Raw genomic sequence first — 15,129 nt, forward strand, 5'->3', positions numbered from 1 at the left:
GGCCGCCCGGCCATCGGTGGCACACTACCGGGCTCGGCGCCACTGCGGGCCGCCGCTTGTCAAATGCCAGTTTTTACTCCATGACTTCTACCCCTCACCTGCGCCCCGTCCGTTCGCAATACGAAGATTTCATGCGCCATGTGTTCACGCACGGCGTGGACAAAGGCGACCGCACGGGCACGGGCACCAAGAGCGTGTTTGGCCACCAGATGCGCTTTGACCTGCGCGAGGGTTTTCCGCTGGTCACCACCAAGAAGGTGCACCTCAAATCCATCATCGTGGAACTGCTGTGGTTTCTCACCGGCTCCAGCAGCAACCTGTGGCTGAAAGAGCGCGGTGTCACGATCTGGGACGAATGGGCGCGCGCCGATGGCGACCTCGGCCCGGTGTATGGCGTGCAGTGGCGCAGCTGGCCCACCCCCGATGGCGGCCACATCGACCAGATCAGCCAGGTGATAGACACCCTCAGGACCAACCCCGATTCGCGCCGCATCATCGTGAGCAGCTGGAACGTGGCCGAGCTTTCCAAGATGGCCCTCATGCCCTGCCATGCCTTCTTCCAGTTCTACGTGGCACCGGCCACCACGCCCGGCGGCAAAGGCACCTTGAGCTGCCAGCTCTACCAGCGCAGCGCCGACATCTTCCTCGGCGTGCCTTTCAACATTGCGTCATACGCCCTGCTCACGCACATGGTGGCGCAGCAATGCGATCTGGAGGTGGGCGACTTCATCTGGACCGGCGGCGACTGCCACATCTACAGCAACCACACCGAGCAGGTGCAGACGCAACTGGCGCGCGCGCCCTACCCCTACCCCACGCTGCGCATCCAACGCCGGCCCGACAGCATCTTCGACTACCAGTACGAAGATTTTGAAGTGCTGGACTACCAGTGCCACCCCGCCATCAAGGCACCGGTGGCGGTGTGATGGAAATCGCCCTCATCTACGCCTGCGCCAACAACGGTGTCATCGGCAAGGACGGCACCATGCCCTGGCACCTGCCCGAAGACCTGGCGCATTTCAAGCAGCTCACGCAGGGCAGCCCCGTCATCATGGGGCGAAAGACCTGGGACTCGCTCCCGCCGCGGTTCCGCCCACTGCCGGGGCGCAGCAACATCGTCGTCACGCGCCAACCGGACTGGAGTGAAGTCGGCGCTCAGCGTGCGTCCGACCTGCACGAGGCGCTGCAAATAGCAGAGCAATCCAATCCCACCACCGTGTGGGTGATCGGCGGCGCGCAGATCTACGCCCAGGCCCTGCCCCTGGCCCACCGCGTGGAAGTGACCGCAATCGCGCAGCGCTTCGACGGCGACGCCTACGCCCCCGAACTCGGCCCCGAATGGCTGGAAACCACGCGCAAAGAACACACCAGCGCCAGCGGCCTGCCGTTCGCCTTTGTGCGCTACGAGCGCCGGGGCTGAACGCCTACGCCGGAGCACCGACGATCACGCTGGACGCCTTGAAGATCGCCGTAGCCGTGCCGCCCACGGCCAGCCCCAGCTCCATGCAACTGCCGTGGGTGACGATGGCCCCCACCGAGCCGCCACCGCGCAGAGTGCGGGCAATCGGAGAAATCCGCAACCATCCCAGCTGGCACGGCACTGCCCAAGCTGAGTGCGGCCAGACGACAATGGCGCACCTTCACTGCTTCCCATAGAGAATCAACGATGCAGATCGCCACCTGGAACATCAACTCCCTCAGCGTGCGCCTGCCCCAGGTGCTGGCCTGGCTGGCCGCCCATCCGGTCGATGCGCTATGCCTGCAGGAACTCAAGCTCACCGACGACAAGTTTCCGCACGATGCGCTGAAAGAGGCTGGCTATGAAACCGTGGCATTCGGGCAAAAGACCTACAACGGCGTTGCGATCCTGAGCCGCCACCCGCTGCGCGATGTGGTGCGCAACATCCCCGGGTTCGGGGATGAGCAGGCCCGCGTGATCGCGGCCACGCTGGATACACCGACGGGCCCCCTGCGCCTGCTCAACGGCTATTTCGTGAACGGCCAGGAGCCAGGTTCGGAAAAATTCGCCTACAAGATGCGCTGGCTGCAGGCCCTGCAGGACATGGTGCGTGCCGAGATGGCGGCCCACCCCCGCCTGATGCTGGTGGGCGACTTCAACGTGGCGCCGGAAGACCGCGACTCCTACGACCCCGTGGGCCTGCGCGAGACCATTCACCACACCTCCGAAGAGCGCAACCACTTCCAGGCCCTGCTGGCCCTGGGCCTGACCGACGCGTTTCGCCTGTTCGAGCAGCCCGAAAAAAGCTACTCATGGTGGGATTACCGCATGCTGGGCTTCCAGAAGAACCGGGGCCTGCGCATCGACCACATTCTGGTCAGCGATGCCCTCAAGCCCACCGTGACCGCCTGCGTGGTGGACCGTGCCCCGCGCAAGAACCCGCAGCCCAGCGACCACGCACCGGTGGTCGTGACACTGTAAGAGCGTAAGCACGCTCTGAGCGGCGCCGCTTCGTCTTCGGCCGCTCAGCGGCGGTCGGACGCGTCCAGCCCCTCGGGCTCGTCCACTGCCTCTTCCTGCGACGCGCGCAGCCAGTCACCCTGGTCGCGCATGGACAGCGCCGACACTCCGGGCCGCCATGCCAGTTGGCCCACGGCGCGGTAAGCGCCTAGCGGCAGCTTGCCGGGGGCGGAAAATACTTCGATCACGCGTGCGGTTTCCAGCTCTTCGGGCTGAATCCACGGGCTGTACTTGAGCTCACCCAGGATCAGAACGCGCGGCCGTTCGGCCAATCGCACGGCAACCGCGCCCGCCAGCGCCTGCTGGCCACTGACGATGTCGATGGGACCGCCCAGCACCGCATGCGCCTGCCGAGCAATGATGTCGGCCACGCGCTCGGAGGGGAAGTAGTCGGTGTGGTCGGATTTGTAGCCGCGCGGCCCCCGGGGCAAGGCCATCCACGACTGCGCCATGAGCAGCGCCTGCACCACTGCGAACCCCGCCCACGCCGCCCGCACGGTGCGCAGGGAGGTCCAGGCCGCGCGCGCGGCCAACCACTCCATCACCGCCGGCACGCTCCACAGCATGAACGCCGTGCCCCAATGGAGATGCAGCTTGGCGCCGCCGACTACCCCCATCAGCGCCATCAGGGCGAGCGGCAAAAAGCCCCACAGCAGCAGGAACTGGCGTGACAGCTGGGCGTAGCCGGCGCCAGGCGCCGCCTCCTCGCCCCGCTGGGGCGCCTCTCCCTGGCGCCGTGCCCACCACACGGCACAGCCCAGCACCAGCCAGGCCGGCAGGGCGCGGTTGAGCAACCAGTCGGCCGAGAACTGCGCCGTATGGAGCAAGCGATGGGGCAGGCTCAGGTCATGGCCCAGGGAGCTGGCGTTGGCATAGCCGAGAGGCATCCAGTCGTGCGTTGCCAGCCAGTGCAGGTGGGGCGCGCAAACCAGCAAGGCCACCGCCGCCGCCAACGGCGCGCCCACCCGATGGACGAGGTGGCGCCAGCCGCGCAGGCGCAGCCACCAGATGCCCACAACGGCCAACGCGACGATGAATTGATACTTGGCCAGCATGCCCAGCCCCGCGACCACGCCCATCGCCACCCAGCCCAGCAGCGAGGGCCGCCAGGTGAGCCGCCAGCTCAGGCCCGCCGCTAGCGATACCCACAGCATCATCACCACGTTGTGGTTGTAGTAGTAGACGCGGCCGCAGTAGAAGGTAATGCACAACGCCGCCAGCAGGGCGAGCGTCGCGTAACGACCACCACGCATGGCGCGCAGTTGGCGCCAGAACAACGCCAGCGCCCCGAGGGTGAACAGCGCGCCCATCACGTAGGTGAGCTCCACCGTGGCGCCGAAAATTGCCGCTGTGGCGCCCAGCACCCATGTGGGCAACGGCGGATGCTTGAAGTAGCCCCACTCCAGCGAACGCAGCCAGACCAGTTGCTCCACGTTGTCCACCGGCGGCGACAGCGTCGCCATCCAGTAGGCGGTCACCCAGACTGCACCATATACCGCCATCAACAGGGCCACCCCGGCCCCATCGAGCACAGGAAAGCGCAGCGCCCAAACTTGGGCAGCCGGTACAGGTACGGTGGAGGGCGACGAAACAAGCGTGGAAGAAGACACCGGGAGTCCTGCAAGCTGTGGAACGACCCGGTATTTTGCCTGTTTGTAAATATTTATGAAGATTTGTAAAGAATCCCTCACCCCATGCAACAACCCGATGGCCGCGCGCGCGTCGCGATCGTCGGGTTGATTCACTTTTAATAGCATCCCGTGCAGAGTGGAAGGGCGTTAGCGCCCGATTCACTCCAGACCCAGCTCCTGGATCTTGCGGGTAATGGTGTTACGCCCAATGCCCAGGCGCTGCGCGGCCTCCATGCGGCGGCCATGGGTGGCCAGGAGGGCGGTGCGGATCAGGCGCGACTCGAAACGCCGCGTCAGTACATCCCACACGTCTGGCTGGCCACCAGCCAGCAGCGTTTGCACCTCGGCTTCCAGTGCCTGCTCCCAGCCGCGGACACCCACGGCGTCCGCGGCAGCGGTTGCGTCGACATCGGCATCGGCCGCCGGCCAGGAAGACACTGCGGGGGCAGACATCGCTGCACCTGCCGCCATGTAAGCCCCCGGGACCAGCGCGACGGCAGGCACGGCAACCGCCGGGTGCATGCCCTCCACCATCTCGGATGACGGCATGGAAACCAGGGGGGCAAGCGGCGCTGCCATCTTCCCCACAGACAGTTCGCCCCCACCGGCCCGCACGGGCGGCTGGTAGACCGGCGCTTCCAGCACTTCGGGCGGCAGGTCCTGCAGCGAGATCACCTGGGCAGGTGCCATCACCGTGAGCCAATGGCAGATGTTCTCCAGTTGCCGCACATTGCCCGGAAACGCAAACTGCTCCAGCCGCGCCAGCGCCGAATCGGCAATGCGCTTGGGCTCCACGCCCAACTGGCGCGCACTTTGCTGCAGGAAGTGGCGCGTGAGCATGGGAACGTCTTCGTGCCGCTCGCGCAGCGCGGGCAGGCGCAGGCGAATCACGTTGAGGCGGTGGAACAGGTCTTCGCGGAAGCCGCCTTCCTTGACGCGCTGCTCCAGGTTCTGGTGGGTGGCGGCAATCACACGCACATGGGCCTTCACGGCCGCATGGCCGCCCACGCGGTAGAACTGACCATCCGACAGCACGCGCAGCAGGCGCGTCTGCAGATCAAACGGCATGTCGCCGATTTCGTCGAGAAACAGCGTGCCACCTTCGGCCTGCTCGAAGCGGCCGCGCCGCTGCGTCTGTGCGCCGGTGAAGGCGCCGCGTTCGTGGCCGAAGAGTTCGGATTCGAGCAGGTCCTTGGGGATGGCGGCTGTGTTGATGGCGACAAAGGGGCCGTCTGCGACCGGCGAGTGCTTGTGCAGCGCACGCGCCACCAGTTCCTTGCCCGAGCCGGATTCGCCCGTGATCAGGACCGTGACCTGGCTCTGGCTGAGCCGGCCGATGGCACGGAACACATCCTGCATCGCGGGTGCCTGGCCCAGCATTTCGGGTGTTTCGGCCTGGCGCTCTTCCGTCACTTCCTCACGCTGGCTCTCGTCGACCGCGCGACGGATCAGCTCTACCGCCTTGGGCAGATCGAACGGCTTGGGCAGGTATTCGAACGCTCCACGCTGGAAGGCCGACACGGCGCTGTCCAGGTCGGAGTACGCCGTCATGATGATGACGGGCAGGCCGGGCTGCAGTTCGCGCACTTTTTCCAGCAGTTGCAGGCCCGACCCCCCGGGCATGCGGATGTCGCTCACCAGGACCTGGGGGCTCTGGCGCGCGGAGTCACCAACGGTGACATCTGCCAGGGCATCCAGCACCTCGCGGGGGTGCGTGAAACTGCGCGTGGGCAGGTTCTCGCGGGCCAACGCCTTTTCCAGGACGAAGCGGATCGAGGGGTCGTCATCTACTATCCAGATCGGCTTCATGTGTTTTTACACCTTCACTGTGGTTGCGTGTCAGGGGACCTCAGGGCAAGGGAATCAGGATGCGGAAGTCGGTGCGACCCGGTACGCTGTCGCATTCGATCAACCCGTGGTGTCGCTGCACGAAGGTTTGCGCCAGCGTGAGCCCCAGCCCTGATCCCCCGTCCCGTCCCGACACCAGCGGGTAAAAAATCCGCTCTTTGATGGCATCGGGTACGCCCGGTCCGTTGTCGATGACATGCAATTCCAATGCCAGCCGATAGCGCTGGCGGCCAAACGTGACCTGGCGGGCCACGCGGGTGCGCAGCGTGATCACAGCATCGCCCGCCGCAATGCGTTCTGCCAGTGCCTGCGCGGCGTTCTGCACGATGTTCAGCAAGGCCTGGATGAGCTGGGCACGGTCGCCGCGAAACTCGGGGATCGAGGTGTCGTAATCGCGCAGCACCTTCAGGCCCTGCGGATGCTCCACCAGCACCAGCGAACGCACGCGCTCGCACACCTCGTGGATGTTCACGTCACCCACCAGATGCGGGTGCCGGTGCGGCGCCAGCAGCCGGTCCACCAGGCTTTGCAGGCGATCGGCCTCATGGATGATGACCTGGGTGTATTCGTGGAGCTCGCGGCTTTCGAGCTCCATCTCCAGCAATTGCGCAGCGCCCCGAATACCACCCAGGGGATTCTTGATCTCGTGGGCCAGATTGCGGATCAGCTCCTTGTTGGCCTGGGCCTGGTCCAGCAATCGCTCTTCACGGTCCTGGCGGGCATGTTGCTCCAGCGGCCACAGCTCCACCAGGATTTCACCCACCTGTTCGGCATCGGCCACATTGACATGCACGGGCACAGGGTCCTGGTGCAGGCGCTTCAAGCTGGCCTCGTAACGCAGCGCGGCAAAATCCTTGCCACGCGCACCGGACAATGCCATCTGCAGCAAGGTGGGGTCGGTAAAAAAGGTTGAAAAATCCACGCCTTCCAGCGTGCGCCGCGACAGGCCCAGCGTGTTTTCCAGGGCCGCATTGGCAAACTGCACGGCACCGTCCGAGCGCAGCACCGCCACCAGGGTGGACATGAGGTCCAGCGAGTGAAAGCGCTCCGTTTCTGCCACCCGTGAATCATGCACCGAGCGCTCCACCCTGTTTACTTCGCACTGGTGGCGGGGGCGAGGCGGGCCAGTTCGCGCCGAATTCCGGCCAGGTCGCTCTCGCTGCGCGCAACACTCGCCTTGAGTTCGGCCGTGCGCTCCATGTAAACCTGGGGATTGCGCAGCTCCAGCGCACTGCGCACGGGCGCGCCGTCGTTGTATTCCTTCAGCAGCTCGGCGTGGCGTGCCTCGGCCTTGCGCAGCTCGGACTCCAGAATGGCACGGGCATCGGCATCGCGGGCGCGCTGATCGTTGTTGTCCACGCGTGGTGCTCCGGCCGGTGAGGCCGTGGTGGTGGTCGGCGTGACAGCGCCCGAAGTCTTGGGGCGGCTGCCCTGCACCACCGTCACATTGCCGCCTTCGACCAGCTTGCAGCCGCGCTCCTTGGCCTGGGCGGCGTTATTGGTGTATTCATTGCCGCAACGGTAGATGCGGTCTTGAGCCCAGGCCGCGGGCGCCATGACGGTAAAAACCAGGAGGATAGTGAGCGATTTATTCATGAGGTCTCTCGCACATGCAATGCAGGGGTGTGCTGTTGAGTATCCCCTAATCACAATACATCGCCAATTCACCACCCGCTGACCCACGGGCTATTGCGGAAGGATGCCACCGATGAAGGCGGAGCTCCCGCTCATGCCCTCTGGCATCACCCGCTCCAAGAAAAAAGGCGGCTCGCGCCGCCTTGGGATGCAATGGCCTGCGGGCAGGCGATTACAGCGAGTAGTACATGTCGTACTCGACCGGATGAACCGCCATGCGAAAACGCGTGACTTCACCCATCTTCAGGTCAATGTAGGCGTCGATCATGCTGTCAGAAAACACGCCGCCCTTGGTCAGGAAGCCGCGATCCTTGTCCAGCGCTTCCAGCGCCTGGTCGAGGCTGTGGCACACGGTGGGCACCAGCTTGTCCTCTTCGGGAGGCAGATGGTACAGATCCTTGGTGGCAGCTTCGCCGGGATGGATCTTGTTTTCCACGCCGTCCAGACCCGCCATCAGCAGGGCAGCAAAGCCCAGGTAGGGGTTCATCAGTGGATCGGGGAAGCGGGCTTCCACGCGGCGGCCCTTGGGGTTGGCCACGTAAGGAATGCGGATCGAGGCGGAACGGTTCTTGGCCGAGTAGGCCAGCTTCACCGGCGCTTCGAAGTGCGGCACCAGGCGCTTGTAGCTGTTGGTGCCGGGGTTGGTGATGGCGTTCAGTGCACGGGCGTGCTTGATGATGCCGCCGATGTAGTACAGCGCGAAGTCCGACAGACCGGCGTAGCCGTCGCCCGCAAACAGGTTCTTGCCATCCTTCCAGACCGACTGGTGAACGTGCATGCCGGAACCGTTGTCACCATGGTAGGGCTTGGGCATGAAGGTGGCGGTCTTGCCGTAGGCGTTGGCCACGTTGTGGATCACATACTTTTGCAGCATGGTCCAGTCGGCGCGCTCGACCAGGGTGCTGAAACGCGTGCCGATTTCGTTCTGGCCGGCACCCGCCACTTCGTGGTGGAACACTTCGACCGGAATGCCCAGGGATTCGAGAATCAGCGACATCTCGGCGCGCATGTCCTGCGTGCTGTCGACGGGCGGCACGGGGAAGTAGCCGCCCTTGAGGGTGGGACGGTGGCCGCGGTTGCCGCCTTCGAGCTTGGAGCCGGTGTTCCAGGGTGCTTCGTACTCTTCGATTTCGTAGAAGGTATGGTTGGGTTCGGTGCTCCAACGCACGCCATCGAAAATGAAGAATTCGGGCTCGGGACCAAAGAATGCGGTATCGCCCAGGCCAGAGGCCTTGAGATAGGCTTCGGCGCGCTTGGCAACCGAACGGGGGTCGCGGTCATACGACTTGCCATCGCTGGGCTCGATCACGTCGCAGGTCAGGATCAGCGTCGTTTCTTCGAAAAACGGATCGATATTGGCCGAATTCGGATCAGGAATCAGCTGCATGTCGGAGGCTTCGATGCCCTTCCATCCGGCAATCGAAGAGCCATCAAAGGCATGGCCCGAAACGAACTTGTCTTCGTCAAAATGCGAGACGGGCACCGTGGTGTGGTGCTGCTTGCCACGGGTATCGGTAAAGCGGAAATCCACGAATTTGACTTCGTTTTCCTTCACCAGCTTCATCACGTCTGCAACGGTCTTGGCCATCAGGTTCTCCTGGGTAAAGCGCTTGTTAAAAAATCTGCCAAACGAAAAGCAGTTTGCGTGCCAGGCAAGTGCAATGCCTGCACTCGGACGGAGCATTCAGGGCAAAACCCAAGAATCCTCGGCACGCAGCATCACCAAAAATGTGCGCATCAGCATTCGCAATACGCTCAACGCAAATTTCGCACCAATTCGGGGCCACAATTTGCACCAACATTGTGCAATTCTGCTTGCAAGTCCGCCCAAGCGGCGGGAACCGCTGCAACAGGCCCCTTCACGCCCAATTCTATGTGGCGCCCATATTGTGGATGATCGACGCTGGGCAGGCTGAAGACCCGGATTCCGGGGTGCTTCAGCTCGATGCGCTCCATCAGCGGCGTCAACGCCGCCTCCATGGCGCCAAAGACAATGACGGACTGCTCTGTCTGGGGGGACCGATTGAAAAGATGCGGGTATTCGTGGTCCAGGACCCATTCGATCATGGGCCACGCCATCACCGGAAAGCCTGGCACAAAATGCACGGCCCCGCCGCCGGTTCCATGGCAGCTGAAGCCTGGGATCTTGTTGTAGGGGTTGGGCACGATGCGCGCACCTTCTGGAAACACGCCCATGTTGAGCCGCTGAACGTTGTCTGGCCGGTCTGCCTCGTAGGGCACGCCCTGCTCGCGTGCGGTGTCTTGCATGCGTTCCCGGATCAGGATCTCGGCCTGCGGGTGCAGCATCAGCCCAACACCCAGCGCCCGCGCCGCGCACTGGCGCGTGTGGTCATCGGGCGTGGCGCCGATGCCGCCGCACGAGAAAACGATATCGGCCGTAGAGAATGCACGCCGCAAGGTGCTGGTGATGCGCTCGGGGCTGTCGCCCACATAGTCGGCATAGGACAAGGCCAGCCCGCGCGCAGACAGCAACTCGATCACCTTGGGCATGTGCTTGTCGGCACGCTTGCCGGAAAGAATTTCGTCACCCACGATGATCAGACCGATATGCGAACTCATGGCAATTTGTGCTCCGAAATGAAGGTGCCGGGGGGCGCATCCGGCGTGGCGGCAATGGCCAGGGCAGCCTGACCTCCGCCAGACGCCGCCGGAGGCGACGGCGCACGGCCCTCGGATCGCAGGCGCTCCAAAGCGGCAAGGCAATAGTGGGCAAACCACAGGGACGAGAAGGCAAAAACGAGTGTGTAGATCCAGATCGCCAGCGGCACCAGTATGAAAAATGCAGCAGCAAAAACCACTCCGGACGCCCATACGAGGCTGGGCGCTGCGCCCAGATAGCCGGTCAACACACCGATTCCCAGCAGGCGGGCTCGGTGGCTGCGCAGAATCTCCCGCCGCTCTTCCTTGCTGGCATGCTCGGCCAAGGCATCGAACGCCATGACGCGGTAGCTCAGCCAACCCCAGATCAGCGGCGGCAGCACGAGCACCAAGGGTGGCACCAGCCACAGCGGCACCGACACCACCAGGGCAATCAGCGCCAACAAGGTGGAGCCCAATGACCACATGGCGCTGGCCCAGAAAGAGCCGCCCTGCTTGCGCTCAAGATGGGGAAACCGACGCTGTGCGACCAGGGTGACCAGGGCGGGCGTCGTCAGCAGGGCGACCGCCAGCAGAGAGATCATGACCAGCACCGGCGTGGCGGCCAGAATCACCAGGAGCGGCGCCATCACCGCAGTCGCGTCGCCGATGCCCCAGGCATGCAGCCAGCCCCAGAGGGTTGCCAGCAGCGCCGAAGACTCCAGCAATGTACGCATGCCCCGTACAGCGCCATCCCAATAGAAATAGCCCAAGGCGCCACCCAAAACCCCGATCAGCAGCAATGGCACCATCGACAGCAGGATCACACGGGGGCGCAGGCAATACACCGCCGCGCGCCAGAAAGAATCGACCAGGAGTCCCATGTTGGCAAGCATACCTTGACTGCCCAAAAATCGGTTCAACCGGTGGTCTGAACGCGGATTCAGGCCTTTCCGACCAGCCGCAGCAGGCCGAGCCATTGCTGTGACCAGAAACCCCTGCCGTAGTCGCGCAGGCGGCCCTGCGGATCGGGCTCCACCTGGTCCCTGACACCCGTGGGATCGTATCGGAGATCGAAATCAGCGGTGCCAAACAACATGTCCCACCACGGCAACAGCACGCCGAAGTTATGCCCGCCCAACACCTCCTTGCGCACCGCGGGCGGCAGCTGACCTTGGGCCGTGTCGGCCCGCGGGGTGGATGGCGGCAACGCAGGCATGGTTTCGTGACCAAAACCAATGGCGTGGTGCCGACGATGAAACCGGGGACTGATCCACAGCCGTTCACCCCAGCGGCCAAACCAGATGCGCAGGTTGGCGTGCTGGAAACTCTCGCTGAGCTGCGTGATCGCCACGATGGCAATGAATTGCCCCGGTGCGACACCGATGGCCTGTGCAACGATCACGAGAAGCGTGTCTCGGAGCACGTCGTCGAGCAGGTGGTTGCGGTTGTCGCTCCACATGGTCATCTGGCGCTGCGCATGGTGCAGGGAGTGCAGCCGCCACCACCACTCGAAATGGTGCTGACCCCGGTGCAACCAGTAGTCCACGAAGTCGAAAACCACCAGATAAAGCAGCAGGCTGACCCATGGCATGTCCGTCACCCCGGGCCACAGGCCATCGAGCTGCAGCGTGCTGATACCGACCACCCGGAGCGCGCCAAACAGCATGTCCATCAATGGGGCAATGGCAAAGAACAGAAGCACCCGAAACAGCCCCAGCCGGTGCAGCAAGGTGTAGAGCATGTCGGTACGAATGGTCGCCCGGTCGGTGATGGGCTCCACGGGACGCCAGCGCTGCAAGGGACCGAATACCGCCACAATGACCACGAGCTGAAGCAGGCCCACCAGCAGCCAGCCCGTGGCCTCGTACCCGTTTTCCAGCAGATTGCCCAGTCCCAACGCAAAGAGCAAAGGCTGCAGCGTGGACTCGAACAAGCCCTGCTGCACCCCATCGAAGGCATCGGCCCACCACTCCATCATTTCACCCCTCAGTAGTTGTTCTGCGCATGGTTCTGAGCAAATGCTGCGACAGCGCCCAGGTCAGCGCACCTGCCCGAGCGCGTAATCCGGGTGCTCCCGCAAGGTGCGAAAACAAAAACCCTTCGCCTTCAGGCCCACGATCAAGGGCTCCAGCACAGCAGGGGCCCAAGCGTCCTTGCGTGACCAGATGCCCAGATGCGCCATCAGGATGTCTCCACTGCGTATGCCTTGCAGGGCCTTGCGCAGCAGTGCGTCATTGCTGAATTTTTCGCTGGGCAACTCATCCCCCAGAAACCCCGCCGGCGCCCAGCCCACATGGGTGTAGCCGCACGCCTTGGCACTGGCGAGCAGCTGGGGCGATGTCTTGCCACCCGGTGCCCGAAACAGGGGCAATGGCTTCTGGCCCGTGAGGGCCTGCAGCCGATCCGCGGCACGGGCCAGCTCTTCGCAATACTCTGGCGCCCCCATGGTGAACTCCTGTCCCTGGCGCGGACCGGCCGAGGGTCGCACGCGAAACGCAGGCGCGGCCGCATCGCCCAGGTCGGCACGCCAGTAAACGTGGTTCCAGGTGTGGGAGGCAAAGGCGTGGCCTTCGCCCCCCCGGGCGCGCCACCATGCAGCCCAGTGCGATCCGAGACTGCCATCGCCCTGCTTGGTGGGTTCCTGCGCGGCAAAAAAGGTCACCTTTACCTGCTGGCGTTGCAGCACATCCGCAATCAATGGAGCCACCTCCATGTGGCCCGTGTCGAAGGTGAGATAGAGCGGTTTTTTGCAGTCATTTTGAGCGTTGGCGTTTATAGGTAAAGCGCTAAAAGCTATCAAAATAGAGGCATTCAACGCCCTTCCCAACCACCGCATGACCACGCCGCACATCACGTCACCGCGGTGCGTGCTGCAAGGTCCATACGCCATGGGGCGATTTCCCCACGGCCACTTGCCGCACCACCTTGCCGGCCTGGGTATCCACCACCGAAAGCTTGCGCGCCCAGCGCGAGCTCACATAAATCCAGCGGCCGTCGGCCGACACATCCATGCAGTCGGGCCCTCCTGGCACGGGATAGGTTGCTACCACTTCTTGCGTGCCCATGTCGATCTTGCTGATGGAATTGGCCACGCGGTTGCTGACATAGAGGTGGCGGCCATCTCCCGCAGCACGGAACGCATGGGCGCCATTGCCGGTGGTGATTTTTTTGATGCTGCGCGGCTCGCGCCCGGAAATATCGAACACCTCGACGCCGTCGCTGCCCGTCAGCCCGACAAAAAGACGCCGATCGTCACCGCTGCCATACACATCTGCGGGCATGGCACCCGTTTTCGTACGCCATTTGATCGTTTGCGTTGCGATGTCCATCGCTACGAGCTCATCGCTGTCCTGCATCGACACATAAACCGTGGCGCTGCGGCTGTCTATCCACATATGGCTGGGTGTGCGAGACGTGGCCACGCGTTTCACCAGCACAGGCTCGCTTCCGTCCCAACGGTAAAAGTCCACATGATTGAGCCGGTTGGCCGCCGTGATGAGCCACTTCATGTCGGGCGTGAAGCGCAGATGGTAGGGATCGACGATGCCCCGGACCGTGCGCTGCACCTGCGCCGTTCTCGGATCCACAAAGGTCAGGGTGTCGCCCAGGGCATTGGCAACAATCAGCGATTTTTCGTCCGGGGTCAGGTACAGATGGTGCGGCTCCTTTCCTGTGGGAATCCGCACGGTTTCAGTCCAGGTCACAGGATCGATCACGCTGACATTGGCCTCCAGCGAATTCAGGACAAAAACAGGGGGAGGGGCAGGCGTTGCAGCATGGGCGAAAGACAAGGTGAACCATGCCAACGTGGCGCAACCGCACACATAAGAAAAAATCTTCACAGGAACCCACTTTCAAAGCTGCGAGGAAGTTTAGCGCTGCGCAACCCCATGTATTCAACCCAAGGCGTAAAAAATGCGCGTACTGGCCACGCATGAATTGGGCAACCTCGGCAGAAAACCAGCAAACGAAATGACCGTCTCACCTGACGTTGTCCTGCAGACACGAGTTCAAGGCAAGGAGGTCAGCCTCAACAAATCCTCATCCGACAACCATTTCCACTGACCGGGTGCAAGATCAGAGGGAAGATCCAGCGCTCCAATGCGCGAGCGATGCAATTGCTCCACCCGATTGCCCACAGCAGCCAGCATGCGCTTGACCTGGTGGTACTTGCCTTCCGTCAGGGTGAGATCAAGGCTATGGCTGTCCACGACGGTGCACGCAGCGGCCCGCACGGGTTTGGGATCATCGTCGAGCACCACGCCTTCCAGCAATTTTGCAATTTGCAATTCGTCCACCGGATGCTTGGCCGTTACCCGGTATACCTTCGGGACATGCTTTTTTGGCGAACTCATGCGATGAATGAATTGCCCATCGTCACTGAGCAACAGCAGACCCGTCGTGTCTTGGTCAAGACGACCGACTGCCTGCACACCTTGGATAGCACTCTTGCAAGGTCTCTGCCGCAGTGGCGCTGGTAGCAAGGTGTAGATACTGGGGTAAGTGGACGGTTTCTGCGAGCATTCGGTGCCTGCAGGCTTGTGCAGCATCACATACGCTTTGGCGTGGTACTGCCACTCCACACCTTGAATCCGCAAACGCAGATCAGCGGTATCGAAATCCAGCGACGCATCCGTACAGGGGCTAAAAGAAGCGCCTTGATCCAGGCGTGCCGTCTCCACCCAGCCATGCTGAACCAGGCCCGCACAAACACGACGGGTACCAAACCCTTGTGAATACAAAATATCTTGAAGTTGCATTACCGTGTGCGGACAGTTTCCCGCCTCCATAAGACACGCATATGTTTGCTGCCCGCAAGCAGAAACGCCCCACTCAAAATTTGAGCGGGGCGTTACTGGGCTGTAAGAGCCTGACGATGACCTACTTTCACACGGGAACCCGCACTATCATCGGCGCAAAGTCGTTTCACTGTCC

General features: G+C 63.0%; 14 protein-coding genes and 1 pseudogene. 3 read left to right on the forward strand and 12 right to left on the reverse strand.

All coding sequences use genetic code 11. The features are described 5' to 3' along the window. Positions 1-80: 80 nt before the first annotated feature. Both BLW02_RS15660 and BLW02_RS15665 read left to right on the forward strand, forming a co-directional pair. Positions 81-926 carry a thymidylate synthase gene (locus tag BLW02_RS15660; protein ID WP_092700039.1) on the forward strand — a complete coding sequence of 282 codons (846 nt, stop codon included), beginning with the start codon at positions 81-83 and terminating at the stop codon, positions 924-926. Beyond that, positions 926-1,420, forward strand: coding sequence for a dihydrofolate reductase (locus tag BLW02_RS15665; protein ID WP_092700042.1), 495 nt, complete (start codon positions 926-928; stop codon positions 1,418-1,420). The genes BLW02_RS15660 and BLW02_RS15665 overlap by 1 nt, the downstream gene beginning before the upstream one ends. A 4-nt stretch (positions 1,421-1,424) precedes the next feature. Here BLW02_RS15665 and BLW02_RS15670 read toward each other — a convergent pair. Then, a pseudogene (locus BLW02_RS15670) lies at positions 1,425-1,553 on the reverse strand (TOBE domain-containing protein); the annotation flags it as partial. Positions 1,554-1,666: 113 nt separating this feature from the next. On the opposite strand from BLW02_RS15670, the gene xth reads away from it, so the two are divergent. Then, entirely contained in the window at positions 1,667-2,440 is a 774-nt protein-coding gene (xth, locus tag BLW02_RS15675; protein WP_092700044.1) for an exodeoxyribonuclease III, read from the forward strand. A gap of 44 nt (positions 2,441-2,484) precedes the next feature. Here xth and BLW02_RS15680 read toward each other — a convergent pair whose 3' ends face one another. The 11 genes from BLW02_RS15680 to BLW02_RS15730 all read right to left on the reverse strand — a co-directional run bounded on the left by BLW02_RS15680 (position 2,485) and on the right by BLW02_RS15730 (position 14,954). Next, the gene (locus BLW02_RS15680; RefSeq protein WP_244273720.1) at positions 2,485-4,089 is read right to left on the reverse strand and encodes an ArnT family glycosyltransferase; all 1,605 of its coding nucleotides are present in this window, start codon (positions 4,087-4,089) and stop codon (positions 2,485-2,487) included. A gap of 180 nt (positions 4,090-4,269) precedes the next feature. Then, positions 4,270-5,919 (reverse strand): nitrogen regulation protein NR(I), encoded by a 1,650-nt coding sequence (gene ntrC, locus BLW02_RS15685; RefSeq protein WP_092700048.1) that lies wholly within the window; start codon positions 5,917-5,919, stop codon positions 4,270-4,272. Positions 5,920-5,959: 40 nt separating this feature from the next. Next, complete coding sequence (gene glnL / locus BLW02_RS15690) at positions 5,960-6,982, reverse strand: nitrogen regulation protein NR(II) (RefSeq protein WP_092700058.1); 1,023 nt, start codon at positions 6,980-6,982, stop codon at positions 5,960-5,962. A 68-nt stretch (positions 6,983-7,050) separates the two neighbouring features. Next, positions 7,051-7,554 carry a hypothetical protein gene (locus tag BLW02_RS15695; protein ID WP_092700050.1) on the reverse strand — a complete coding sequence of 168 codons (504 nt, stop codon included), beginning with the start codon at positions 7,552-7,554 and terminating at the stop codon, positions 7,051-7,053. 211 nt (positions 7,555-7,765) lie between these two features. Continuing rightward, positions 7,766-9,181, reverse strand: coding sequence for a type I glutamate--ammonia ligase (gene glnA / locus BLW02_RS15700; protein ID WP_026436822.1), 1,416 nt, complete (start codon positions 9,179-9,181; stop codon positions 7,766-7,768). Between the two features lie 167 nt (positions 9,182-9,348). Beyond that, entirely contained in the window at positions 9,349-10,173 is an 825-nt protein-coding gene (locus BLW02_RS15705) for a competence/damage-inducible protein A (protein ID WP_092700052.1), read from the reverse strand. Then, entirely contained in the window at positions 10,170-11,087 is a 918-nt protein-coding gene (locus BLW02_RS15710) for an EI24 domain-containing protein (RefSeq protein ID WP_092700054.1), read from the reverse strand. The genes BLW02_RS15705 and BLW02_RS15710 overlap by 4 nt, the downstream gene beginning before the upstream one ends. A gap of 47 nt (positions 11,088-11,134) precedes the next feature. Further along, positions 11,135-12,169, reverse strand: a complete 1,035-nt coding sequence (locus BLW02_RS15715; RefSeq protein ID WP_092700060.1) for a sterol desaturase family protein — start codon at positions 12,167-12,169, stop codon at positions 11,135-11,137. Positions 12,170-12,232: 63 nt separating this feature from the next. Further along, the gene (locus tag BLW02_RS15720) at positions 12,233-13,030 is read right to left on the reverse strand and encodes a polysaccharide deacetylase family protein (RefSeq protein WP_244273721.1); all 798 of its coding nucleotides are present in this window, start codon (positions 13,028-13,030) and stop codon (positions 12,233-12,235) included. 19 nt (positions 13,031-13,049) lie between these two features. Further along, entirely contained in the window at positions 13,050-14,036 is a 987-nt protein-coding gene (locus BLW02_RS15725) for a YncE family protein (RefSeq protein WP_425285668.1), read from the reverse strand. A 168-nt stretch (positions 14,037-14,204) separates the two neighbouring features. Then, positions 14,205-14,954 carry a 16S rRNA pseudouridine(516) synthase gene (locus BLW02_RS15730; protein ID WP_092700064.1) on the reverse strand — a complete coding sequence of 250 codons (750 nt, stop codon included), beginning with the start codon at positions 14,952-14,954 and terminating at the stop codon, positions 14,205-14,207. Between the last annotated feature and the right edge of the window lie 175 nt (positions 14,955-15,129).

This window comes from Acidovorax soli (assembly GCF_900107605.1).
GTDB classification, from domain to species: Bacteria; Pseudomonadota; Gammaproteobacteria; order Burkholderiales; family Burkholderiaceae_C; genus Acidovorax; species Acidovorax soli.

Coding starts and splice junctions, on each gene's coding strand:
- BLW02_RS15660 (WP_092700039.1), top strand. CDS start 81: ATGACTTCTACCCCTCACCTGCGCCCCGTCCGTTCGCAATACGAAGAT.
- BLW02_RS15665 (WP_092700042.1), top strand. CDS start 926: ATGGAAATCGCCCTCATCTACGCCTGCGCCAACAACGGTGTCATCGGC.
- xth (WP_092700044.1), top strand. CDS start 1,667: ATGCAGATCGCCACCTGGAACATCAACTCCCTCAGCGTGCGCCTGCCC.
- ntrC (WP_092700048.1), bottom strand. CDS start 5,919: ATGAAGCCGATCTGGATAGTAGATGACGACCCCTCGATCCGCTTCGTC.
- glnL (WP_092700058.1), bottom strand. CDS start 6,982: ATGTCCACCCTGGTGGCGGTGCTGCGCTCGGACGGTGCCGTGCAGTTT.
- BLW02_RS15695 (WP_092700050.1), bottom strand. CDS start 7,554: ATGAATAAATCGCTCACTATCCTCCTGGTTTTTACCGTCATGGCGCCC.
- glnA (WP_026436822.1), bottom strand. CDS start 9,181: ATGGCCAAGACCGTTGCAGACGTGATGAAGCTGGTGAAGGAAAACGAA.
- BLW02_RS15705 (WP_092700052.1), bottom strand. CDS start 10,173: ATGAGTTCGCATATCGGTCTGATCATCGTGGGTGACGAAATTCTTTCC.
- BLW02_RS15710 (WP_092700054.1), bottom strand. CDS start 11,087: ATGCTTGCCAACATGGGACTCCTGGTCGATTCTTTCTGGCGCGCGGCG.
- BLW02_RS15715 (WP_092700060.1), bottom strand. CDS start 12,169: ATGGAGTGGTGGGCCGATGCCTTCGATGGGGTGCAGCAGGGCTTGTTC.
- BLW02_RS15720 (WP_244273721.1), bottom strand. CDS start 13,030: ATGCGGTGGTTGGGAAGGGCGTTGAATGCCTCTATTTTGATAGCTTTT.
- BLW02_RS15730 (WP_092700064.1), bottom strand. CDS start 14,954: ATGCAACTTCAAGATATTTTGTATTCACAAGGGTTTGGTACCCGTCGT.